The sequence below is a fragment of the Christensenella sp. genome (assembly GCF_034927525.1).
In the GTDB taxonomy this organism is placed as follows: Bacteria; Bacillota; Clostridia; order Christensenellales; family Christensenellaceae; genus Christensenella.
The window spans coordinates 1-11,017 of sequence record NZ_JAYFPU010000142.1 but is presented as its reverse complement, the minus strand read 5'-3'; the positions used below and the strand labels follow the sequence as shown (position 1 = coordinate 11,017).

Genomic DNA, 11,017 nt, shown 5'->3' with positions numbered 1-11,017 from the left:
GCTTGCGCAGCTGGAACAGGCAAAGAAGATCATTGACGACAGGAGCAGCAGTTGGAGCCATTACCATACCGGTCTTGAGAAATTGAGCGAAAGGGAGCTGATTGAGAGGCCGGTGATACCGGAGGGGTGCGTGCACAACGCGCATATGTATTATATCAAGGTAAAGGATCTGGAGGAACGCACGGAGCTGATCTCTTTTTTGCGCAGCAAATATATTGAAGCGGCGTTTCATTATATCCCGCTGCATAGCGCGCCGGCAGGAAAACAGTTCGGACGTTTTCACGGAGAAGACCGTTATACCACGGTCGAGAGCGAACGCCTGCTTCGGCTTCCACTTTATTATGGCATGAACGATGACGATATCCAGTACGTGATACGGAGTATCTATGAATTCTATCTGCAAAAGGGTGTATTGCAATGAAACGGATCGCTATTATTGGGGCAAGTGAATTTCAGGAGCCGCTGATCGTAAAAGCAAAGGAAATGGGATATGAGACCCATGTTTTTGCGTGGAAGTGCGACGATCCAGGAGAGAAGTCAGCGGACTTTTTTTACCCGGTCAGCATTGTGGAAAAAGAGGAGATTCTAAAGATATGCGCGAAGCTGAAGCCGGAGGGCATCGTGACCGTGGCCTCTGACCTCGCGACGGTCACGGTCAATTATGTTGCGCTTAAGCTGGGGCTTGCGGCAAACAGCGAAGCATGTACGCTGCGTACGACGAATAAGTTTGAAATGCGCAGGGCGCTTAAGAGAGCGGGGCTTGTGACACCTCGGTTTTGTTTGCTCGATGAACAGGATAAGAGGCTGAAAAAAGGGATGCAGTATCCTGTGATCGTCAAGCCGACCGATCGTTCGGGCAGCAGGGGGATCATGAAGGTGGAGCATGCACAGGAGCTTGCCGGAGCGGCGGATTGCGCAATAGAATATTCGTTCGAGAAGAAAGCGATCGCGGAAGAATTTATTGAGGGAGAGGAATACAGCTGTGAAAGCATTTCTTTTGAAGGAAAGCATACATGTCTTGCCCTGACGAAGAAATACACGACGGGTGCGCCACACTATATCGAGACAGGACATGTGCAGCCGGCAGGGTTTACGCGGCACGAAAGCGAGGCGATCAAAACGGAGATCGTCCGTACGCTTGATGCGCTTGATATCAGCACCGGTGCTTCGCATGCGGACTTTAGGATCCCGGCCGATGGAGAGGTTCGTATTATAGAGGTCGGCGCGCGCATGGGCGGGGATTGCATCGGTTCGCATCTGGTATCGCTCTCAACCGGATATGACTTCCTGCGCATGGTGATCGATGCGGCATGCGGAAAAAAGCCGGATTTGTCCGTCGGGGAAAGGCAGGAAGCGGCGGCAGTACGGTTCGTGTTTTACGAGCGGGATCTGGAGCAGTTGGAGCAGATACGGCGGATCGCGCCCGGGATCATTGTGGAGCAAAGCCCGATGAGGCGTGTGGATCCGGAAAGGGTAGTGGACAGCTCAACGCGCGCGGGATATTATATCCTTGCCGGAGATGAGGAAAAAATAGCGGATTTTTTTGGAATGACAATATGACAGAGCCACAGGCCTGCCTGGTTTTGCGGTCAAGGGCATAAGGCAGATGACTGTTTTTTGAAAGTTTTACATTTTATGTAACCGATTGTGTTAAAGTGCTTGACAATACCTTTGAATTGAATTATCTTTAAATATGTAAAAATACAAATCATAAATCATCAAAACAATATATCTTCCCCGCGGAAGACGGGGTCTTGTTTCAAATCAAGTGAGAATAGATGGCTGTTTGCCGCGATTTTATCCGGCGAATTATTTTTTTGCTGTTTTGGTATTGCCATAACGGTGTGCAGCATTGCGGTTAAAATGTGACTGTTCGAAAGGAGAAACAAGGTGGATAAGAAAAAGATTGTAATGTTCGGAAGCTACGTCGCTGATCTCACGGGAAGGGCGCCGCATTTGCCCAAGGCGGCGGAAACGGTGTTTGGAGACGAGTTTAAGATGGGGCCGGGCGGCAAAGGGAGCAATCAGGCGGTTGCCGCATTTCGTGCGGGTGCAGATATTACGGTCGTCACAAAAATTGGTAAAGATGTATTTGGCGAGTTGTTTTTGGATTTTTACAATAACGAGGGGATGGCGACCGACCATGTGTTGCAAGATGAGGAGAAAGGTACGGGTATCGCGCTTATTTGTGTGGATGAAGGTACGGGACAAAATCAGATCCTTGTTGTGCCGGGGGCGTGCACAAATTTTACAGACGCCGATCTGGAGGAAATGCGCAGCCTGTTAAGGGAAGCCGATATTCTGCTGATGCAGTTCGAAGTCAATCTGGATGCGCTTGAAAAAGTGATGCGCATGGCAAAAGAGGAAAACGTGACAGTCGTACTGAACCCCGCGCCCGCCCGCGACATTGGAAAAGATATTCTTGCGATGTGCGATATCATCACGCCGAACGAAGTGGAAGCGGAGGCGCTGAGCGGTGTAGCGGTGACGGGAGAAAAAAGCGCCCGGCAGGCTTGCGGTGTGTTTCATGCAATGGGGATACCGCATGTGATCATCACGATGGGTAAGCTGGGTGTATTTGTCAGCACGCCGGACGGCGACCGTATGGTGCCTGCAAGGATCGTAGACGCTGTGGATACCACAGGCGCGGGTGACGCCTTTAACGGTGGATTTGTGGCGGGTATCGCCGAGGGAATGGATATGTTTGGCGCAACTGAGTTTGGAAATGTGGTTGCGTCATTGTCTGTGCAGAAATTTGGTACGGCGCCGTCGATGCCGCATCGGGCTGAAATCGACAAGGTTTTCTGTCGGGAAAGGGAATAAATATGAAAAAGCTCGTAGCGGCAATTTTGTTATGCCTGTGTGTGGTCGTATTGTTTTGTGGATGCGCAGTGTCGTGGGATTCTGTAAAGGACGATACCGCGGTCGCGCGTACCGGGGATATGACGATCGATTATCGCCTGCTGAAATATTATCATGCGCAGCAGAGTATCAGTGAGGAGATCGCGCAGCAGTTGTTCCGCGATTCGGATATACAACAGCAGAGCACAGCGGAGCTGACGATGGAGGATTCGTTGCAGCAGCTGATGGCGCAGGCTGCGGTCGCGCAATGTGCAGGTGCTGATATCGCGGTAGACAAAGAAACAGCGGAGCAGGAAGCAAGGGAAGAGCTTGGTGCGAGCGGCTATGATTATATGCAGAACTATACGGAGCAGCTAAAAGCGAAAATGGATTTAACCGACGATGAATTGCTGCAAACGGCGGCAGAGATGGCATATATCCGTTCTAACTGCGACGCTGTATTAAAAGACGTTGTGCAAAAGCTGCCGTCAGGGTTAAAAGAACAGGAAAAAAGGGACGCAATCTACACGCAGATCAAAGAACTTGCGGACAAAACAGATGTGGCACAATTGTTTCCAAGGGAGAAGAAGGCAAGCCTTGATTATGGTTTTTTAGCGGATCAGGCGATGCTGTTATTCTGAAAAAATAAAATTTATGCAATCGGTTACTTTTTTTCTTAAAATCTATTGACATTACTTTTCAGTAATGTTAATATTGGCAATGTAATCGGTTGCGTAAAAAATTCGGCCACTTTACTGATTTGAAACAAATTTGATGATTTTGTAAGCTACAACTAAAAAATCGGATATGCCTAAGGAGAAAATTCAGTATGGCAAAGGGAAGATTGGTCAATGCCAACAACGTAAAACCTTTTGTATGTGACGAAACGTATTCTTCCAAACTCTTGATCGGTGATGAGGTCGCAGGCTGCGAAGTGATCAACGTCAACGAGGGAACACTGGGAGCGCATCAAAAGACTGCGGGCGGTACGCACGAAAAAACAGAGATTTATTACATTGTAAGCGGAAAAGGCGACGTATGGCTGGATGAAACCTGCTATCATGTCGTTCCGGGAGATTTCATCATTATCCCGCCGGGAACCTTTCATTACATCGACAATACAATGAGCGACGAACCGTTCGTGCTGATGACATTCTGGGACAGACAGGAAAACAACGACGTGTATTTTGCCAGAGTGAAGGCGTGGGGAAAATCATTCAAGACGATCGACGAAGACTAAACGGGCGGCAGGCCGCCCGCACATTGCATTATTTCAGACCGGAAAGCAAAGCGTATCGAAACAAAGCGGTACGAGCAAGCTCCAAATAAGAGACATCCTTATCAAACAAAATATTATTTAAACAAGCAATGCAAATCTTGCATAGTTTTGTTTAGCGATTAAAAAAACCAGGAGGAAAACGAAATGAAGAAAATGTCCAAAATGATCTGCATGGTAGTTGCGGTAGTGATGTGTGTAGCGGTCTTCGCTGCCTGCAGCCCGGCACCGGCTGCGTCGGAATCGCCTGCGGCGTCCGAAAGTGCACCGGCTGCATCGGAAGAAACAACAGCACCGTCTGCTGAGGCATCGGAACCGGCTGCGGCGGGTGGCACAGAGATCAACCCGGCGGAGTATCCGGTAGCGATCGCAATGGATTCCAAGAACCATCCTGTACACAGAATGGTACAGCTTGGATTCTTGAAAGCTGCGAAACAGCTCGGTTACACGGACGCACAGGTAATCGGTACAGAGGGCGGAGATGCGAACGAAGTGTATACGGCATGTGATACGTTTGCTGCACAGGGCGGCAAAGGCCTGATGCTGTGGCGCGGAGACGACACTGCTTTCCCGACACTGAAAAAGATGGAAGCGGCAGGCGTTAAAGTCGGTATCGCTCACTTCAAATTCGTCGAAGAAGACGGCACGCTGCCGCAGGGCCTCAACTTTAACCTGGCATGTGATCCGGCTGAGTACGGCGCAAAAGTAGCAGACTTTATGGCAGAAAAGCTGAAAGGCAAAACAGGCACGATCGCAGTCACACAGAATACGAAAAACAACACAGAAAATGCTGCAGTAGAAGGCTTTACAAAGCGCATGGAAGAACTGAAGATGGATGGCATCACTGTACTTGATGCTGAACTCGAAGGCGCAGACGCAACACAGGCTGCCAACGTAACGGCGGCGATCATCCAGAAGAACACTGACCTCCTTGGCGCGTTCTCCACAACGGGCGGCGGCAGCGCTTCCTGGTCCACGGCTGCGCAGAAAGCCGGCAAGGCAGATGATGATCTGGTACTCGTAGCGATGGATATCACGGAAGAGAACCTGAAATATCTGACGGACGGTAAGATCGACGCGCTGGTATATCAGCCGCTGTATGAAGAAGCTTTCCAGACGATGGAAAATCTTGACAAGCTGTTCCGCGGCGAAGAAGTTCCGCTGTGGACAGTACTCAACGCACCCCTCGTTTATGTTGGTGGCACGGGCGAATCTGATCCGGCAACCTACCAGACATACATTGACGAAGTAAAGACATGGTTTGAGCAATAATTGAGGACATAAAGCATCGACCTTGATGGACAGGTGCGGGGAGCCGGATAAAGGCTCCCCGTCCACAAGGTTTCAACCTATAAGGAAGTGAGAAAGATTATGGGAGACTACATACTCGAGGCGATTCAGATAACGAAAAAATTTCCTGGTGTGATCGCGAATGACAATGTGTGCCTGAATGCGAAAAAGGGAGAGATCCTGGGATTGATCGGCGAAAATGGCGCCGGAAAATCAACGATACTCAAGATATTGAATGGCATTTATCCAAGTGGAAGTTATACGGGAACGTTAAAAATAAATGATCAGGTGGTTGAGCCCAAGAGCCCGCAGGATGCGATCGAGCTGGGCATCGGTTTTGTGCCGCAGGAGATCAACGTACTGAACAATTTCAGTGTGGCGGAAAATATCTATATGAGCGACCTAAAGCTTGGCAACAAAAAAGCGAAAACAGTCAACTTTAAGGCTTTGTTCCAAAAAACAGAAAAGTTGCTTTCTGCCAATCAAATCGATCTGGACCCCAAAGCGGACGTCAGGAAGCTTTCTATCGGACAGCAGCAGATGCTGATGATCGCGCGTGCTCTCGCAAGTGAGCCGCAAATACTGATTTTAGACGAACCGACGACATCCCTTTCGACAGCGGACGTGGAAAGCCTGTTTGAAGTGGTGAGACATTTGAAGGAAAAAGGAACCAGCGTCATTTTTGTTACGCATAAGCTGGCAGAGATATTGGAACTCACCGACCGCGTGACGATCTTGCGCGACGGTAAAAATATCAGCAGCTTTGACAAGGCGGATTATCAGTCGGATAAGATCATTGCCGATATGATAGGCCGTAAAATGGACAACCTGTACCCAACCAGAAATGCAAAAATAGGCGACGTCGTCCTCGAGATCAAGGGGCTTAGCGTTGCGCACCCACATGTCCAAAACAGAAATCTGATCGAAAACGTGTCGCTTGAAGTGCGCGCGGGGCAAGTTGTCGGCTTAGCGGGGCTGGTGGGCGCGGGACGTACGGAAGTCGTCTCTACCATTTACGGCATGTACAAGCCGAGTGCGGGGCAGATGTTCATGAATGGCAAGGAACTGAAGATCCGCAATACGACGGACGCTGTAAAAGCTGGGATCGCGCTTGCAAGTGAGGACAGAAAAAAATATGGCTTGAACTTTGTGTGGGACATCAAAAAGAATATTGCCATTTCCAACTTAAATGCGATTTCTGCCGCAAACATCTTTGTGTCAGGGAAAAAGGAAGAAAAGCGCGCAGACAAATATTTTAATGAAATGCATATCAAGGCACCTTCCTTAAAAACCAAGGTCGGTACATTGTCGGGCGGAAACCAGCAGAAGGTCGTGCTTGCGCGCTGCCTGAATGCGGAGCCGAAGCTCATCATTTTAGACGAACCCACAAAGGGGATCGATGTTGGATCGAAAAACGAGATATATCAGCTGATCAACCAGCTTGCCGAAGAGGGCAATGCGGTGCTCATGATCTCTTCGGAATTGCCCGAGCTGATGGCTATGAGCGATCATTTTATCATCATGGCAGAAGGCAGGGTCGTCGGTGAGCTCGATAAGAGCGAGGCAACGGATTCCAAGATCATGGAAATGGCTGTGTCAACATTCAAGTAAGCGGGGGGCATTTACTATGGAAAAAGAGTTAAACAGGCAAAAAACGGGAAAGGCTTCAAAGATATTTTTGAATCCCGCGTTTAGTATTGCGATCCCGATCGTGATCATATGTATTATAACGGGGATCATAAAGCCGAATTTTGCATCGATCGGCAATTTGCAGGCAATACTTACGACATGTATTTTTATCGGCACGGCGGCGCTCGGACAGAGCGTGGTCATGATGGCTGGGGAGATCGACCTCTCTGTGGGCTGTGCGGCAGGCTTTAATGGCATCATGTTCGCAACAGCGGCTGTGACATGGGGGCTTGATCCTTTCCTGAGCGTTGTGATCGGCCTGATGTTTGGCGCATTGGTCGGATTTATCAACGGACTGCTGGTGGCAAAGCTTGGCATGGTGAACTTCATCGCGACGCTTGCGACGATGTTTATTACGCAGGGCGTAGGGCTAACGATCTCACAGGGAACGCCTGTGGGGCCGCTGCCTGATATTTGGATCGATATCGCGGTCGCAAAACCGGCGGGGCTGTCCATCATGTTCTTTGTATTTTTAGCGCTTTATGCGGGACTGTTCATCATGATGAAGGGCACCAAGATCGGTACCAAGATTCTGGCGGTCGGCGGCAATAAAAATTCCGCGCTGATGGCAGGCATCAATGTGACGAAAGTCAAGTGGGGCGTATATATTCTGTCAGGCGTGCTTGCGGCGGTATCCGGTATTTTTTCGGCAATCGCGATGAGTGCGGCTTCTTCTGAAACGGGCGTTGGTATGGAATTCCGTACGATCACGGCGTGTGCAATCGGCGGCATCAGTTTTGCCGGCGGCAAAGGCTCCATGATCGGACTTATCATCGGTATTTTATTTATCAACGTACTCAACAATGCGCTGCAGGCGCTTGCGGTGGAATCCAATGTACAGATGGTCGTCATCGGTATCATTTTGATCGTTGCTGTGTTGATAGAGATGCTGCGCGACAAGATGGAAGCAAAAAGAGTAGCGGCATAGACGCCGATGGGGGATAGGAGTATAACGATGGAAAAACAACTGTCAATAAAAAATGAAACGTTGTGGACAAAGTTTGTACATTCAAATGAATTCGGCGTATTGGTTCCGCTGGTGGTGCTCGTCATATTGACGGGGCTTGTCAATGCCGACTTCCTGACGGTGGGAAACTTTACCACGATTTTGAAAAATGTGCCCTTCCAGGGGATATGCGCACTGGGTATCATGTTTGTGCTCATCACCGGCAAGGTAGATATTTCGGTGGGCAGGGTCGCAGGGCTTGCGGGCATGATCTTTCCCTTCTGCATGATGCGTCTCAATATGCCCATCCTGCCGTCAATCATCATTGCGCTTGCGGTAGGCGCGGCATTTGGTTTGCTCAATGGCTTTTTGATCGTCAAGGTCGGCATGCCGGACTTCGTGGCAACGATAGGCACGCTGTATATCGCGGGCGGCCTTCGTTTCCTGCTGACGGCGGGTTATCCGCTTACGGACCTGCCCTTTGATCTCGGCGCGTGGGGCGACCAGGTGGTGCTGGGCGTATCGTGGCCGTTCTGGATCATGATCGGGCTGTTCATCATTGTGGCGTTCGTACTAAAAAAGACTTTGTGGGGACGACACCTACTGGCAACGGGAGACAACCAGGAGGTTGCGGCGCTTGCAGGCATCAAAACGGTGAAGGTCAGGATGACGGCACACATGCTGTGCAGCATTTTTGCGGCGGCGGCAGGTATCCTGTTGACGATCGACGCCAACAACGGATTGCCACAGAGCGGCGATGGCTGGGAATTTCGTGCGATCGCGGCGTGCGCGGTCGGCGGCGTCAGCCTGTCGGGCGGCAAGGGATCTGCGATCGGCGTGCTGATCGGCGTACTGCTCCTGTATATTCTGGAGAACGCCCTCATCATGATGGGGATTCCATCTACGATGCAAAAGGCGGTAAATGGCGCGGTGCTGGCTGTGGCTGTATTGTTTGACATGTATAAGCAGAACAGGAAAATCAAGGCCTGACCAGCGAAATATGGGCTGCAAATGTTGAAATAACTGATATTTATGGTATGATGAATTTATCATCACACCGGATAGAATCTTTGGGGGAAAGCGGGTGATGAAGCACGCAGGTGCACTTAGGGGTAAGGAGTACGGATTGATGCGAAACAAGGTAACGATCTACGATGTGGCGGACAGGTTGGGGATTTCTACCGCGACAGTGAACAGGGCGATCAACAACAAGACCTGTGTCAGCGAAAAAACAAGGCAGCTTGTGCAGCAGACCGCAGAAGAAATGGGATATCGGCCGAGCAAGACGGCGTCTTCGCTCAAGAGAAACCCTAAAAAAATAGCGGTATTGTTTCCAAGGACTGTGCATGGCTTTTTGTCGGAGGTGGAACGCGGCGTAAACAAAGCGTTTGAAGATTTAGAGGACTATGGCGTTTACGGCGAGATATTCAAAGCGACAACAGGCGATCATGCGCATTACATCGAGAAGTTGCGTGAGATAGCCAATGCGAATTATGATGGTATCGTGATATTGCCGGACTTTGACGAGTCTTCGGTCAGCAGCGTAGTAAGAGAGCTGAATCAGGAAACAGATACGGTATACGCGACTGTCACATCGGATCTGCTGGACTCGGAAAGATTGTTTTCGGTGCAGAACAACGGTGTTGCGGCGGGTAAGATGGCGGCGGAGCTGTTGTCCTATATGATACCTGACAAGGGGAGGCCGGTGGCCCTCGTAACGGGGCAATTGAGCTCTCAGGTTCATCTCAAGACGGTGGAAGGTTTCCTGTCTGACCTTGACAGCTATGGCTTTCACTTTGCGGGCGTGTTCGAGCACCATGACGACCAGCAGGAGGCGCGCGACCTTGTGGAAGTAATGCTGAAGGAAATTCCTGATCTTGGCGGTATTTACTTCAGTTCGGCAAACTCAGTCACATTCTGTTGTCATCTGCGCGAGCTTGGCCGCGCGAATGATATGGCGATCATTGCATCCGACGTATTCCCGGATATCGTAAAGCTGATGGAAGAACATGTCATCAACGCGACGATTTTCCAAAATCCTTTTTCTCAAGGCCGTTTGGCTGTACAGTATTTATATGAGTATATGGTAGAAGGGCGCAAGTTCGAGGAGGACGTTGTCCTGCTCGATCCGCAGATCGTGCTTAGAAGCAATCTACCGCAGTTCTCAAAAGTCCTGAAGCAAATGAAGGACGACGTGATCCTGTAAATACTGTTTGTACCTGCAATCCATATGATTATTTAAAACATCAACTGCTTAATTCCATGTAAATGAAGCGAGCGTGTTTTGTTGTTGCTTTTTTGCAGGGAAACGGGCGGACGATATAGATTTATGAACCAACAGATGTAGAAACGGGCAGCGAAGGAGAAGGATATGAATATTGATTTAACAGGAAAAACCGCGGTAGTCACCGGTGGATCGGGAGCGATCGGCAGCGCGATGTGTGAGTACTATATTGCTTCCGGCGCACAGGTCGCCGTGGTGGATATGAACAAAGAGAAAGGCGAAGAAGTATGTGCGCAGCTGCGTGAAAAGGGTGGCGATGCACGATTCTTTGCGGGAGACGTATCGAGCAAGCAGAGCATGGAAGATATGTGCGCGGAGGTGCTTGACGCGTATAAAAAGATAGATATCCTCGTCAACAACGCCGGCGTTAATGTAGGGCCGGACGGTCGGAAGCATATACAGGATTTTGCGGAAAGCGATTGGCACAAGATCATCGATATCGATCTTTCGGGGGTCTATTATTGCTCCGCGCCCATCATCAGGCATATGGCGCAGAGAAAGTACGGACGCATCATCAACGTATCGTCCGTTGTGGGGCGTGTCCCGCTGCGGAACCAATGCGCGTTTGCGGCGGCAAAGGCGGGCGTGATCAACCTGACAAAAGCAATGGCGATCGAGCTGGCGGAGGACGGCATTCTGGTCAATGCCGTTTGTCCCGGGTCTGTGATGTTTGAAGGAACGAAGGCGCTGT

At 50.0% G+C, this 11,017-nt stretch carries 11 protein-coding genes; all 11 read left to right on the top strand.

Annotated features, from left to right (window positions below):
* Nucleotides 1-421 (top strand): DegT/DnrJ/EryC1/StrS family aminotransferase (locus tag VB081_RS05840; protein ID WP_323399901.1); only part of this gene is annotated, 421 nt, incomplete at its 5' end.
* Complete coding sequence (locus VB081_RS05835; RefSeq protein ID WP_323399900.1) at nucleotides 418-1,560, top strand: ATP-grasp domain-containing protein; 1,143 nt, start codon at nucleotides 418-420, stop codon at nucleotides 1,558-1,560. The genes VB081_RS05840 and VB081_RS05835, both read left to right, overlap by 4 nt.
* Before the next feature lie 330 nt (nucleotides 1,561-1,890).
* Nucleotides 1,891-2,823 carry a ribokinase gene (gene rbsK / locus VB081_RS05830; protein ID WP_323399899.1) on the top strand — a complete coding sequence of 311 codons (933 nt, stop codon included), beginning with the start codon at nucleotides 1,891-1,893 and terminating at the stop codon, nucleotides 2,821-2,823.
* A 2-nt stretch (nucleotides 2,824-2,825) separates the two neighbouring features.
* Nucleotides 2,826-3,482, top strand: a complete 657-nt coding sequence (locus VB081_RS05825) for a hypothetical protein (protein WP_323399898.1) — start codon at nucleotides 2,826-2,828, stop codon at nucleotides 3,480-3,482.
* A 188-nt stretch (nucleotides 3,483-3,670) separates the two neighbouring features.
* Entirely contained in the window at nucleotides 3,671-4,081 is a 411-nt protein-coding gene (locus VB081_RS05820) for a cupin domain-containing protein (protein WP_323399897.1), read from the top strand.
* Nucleotides 4,082-4,264: 183 nt separating this feature from the next.
* Complete coding sequence (locus tag VB081_RS05815) at nucleotides 4,265-5,389, top strand: sugar ABC transporter substrate-binding protein (RefSeq protein ID WP_323399896.1); 1,125 nt, start codon at nucleotides 4,265-4,267, stop codon at nucleotides 5,387-5,389.
* A gap of 99 nt (nucleotides 5,390-5,488) precedes the next feature.
* Nucleotides 5,489-7,018, top strand: a complete 1,530-nt coding sequence (locus VB081_RS05810; protein ID WP_323399895.1) for a sugar ABC transporter ATP-binding protein — start codon at nucleotides 5,489-5,491, stop codon at nucleotides 7,016-7,018.
* Between the two features lie 16 nt (nucleotides 7,019-7,034).
* Nucleotides 7,035-8,024: an ABC transporter permease gene (locus VB081_RS05805; protein ID WP_323399894.1), complete on the top strand. Its 990-nt coding sequence runs from the start codon at nucleotides 7,035-7,037 to the stop codon at nucleotides 8,022-8,024.
* A gap of 27 nt (nucleotides 8,025-8,051) precedes the next feature.
* On the top strand, nucleotides 8,052-9,032 hold the full coding sequence (locus VB081_RS05800) for an ABC transporter permease (protein WP_323399893.1): 981 nt from the start codon (nucleotides 8,052-8,054) through the stop codon (nucleotides 9,030-9,032).
* A gap of 139 nt (nucleotides 9,033-9,171) precedes the next feature.
* Nucleotides 9,172-10,248, top strand: coding sequence for a LacI family DNA-binding transcriptional regulator (locus tag VB081_RS05795; protein WP_323399892.1), 1,077 nt, complete (start codon nucleotides 9,172-9,174; stop codon nucleotides 10,246-10,248).
* Between the two features lie 165 nt (nucleotides 10,249-10,413).
* The coding region (locus VB081_RS05790) for an SDR family NAD(P)-dependent oxidoreductase (RefSeq protein ID WP_323399891.1) at nucleotides 10,414-11,017 on the top strand (604 nt) is incomplete at its 3' end.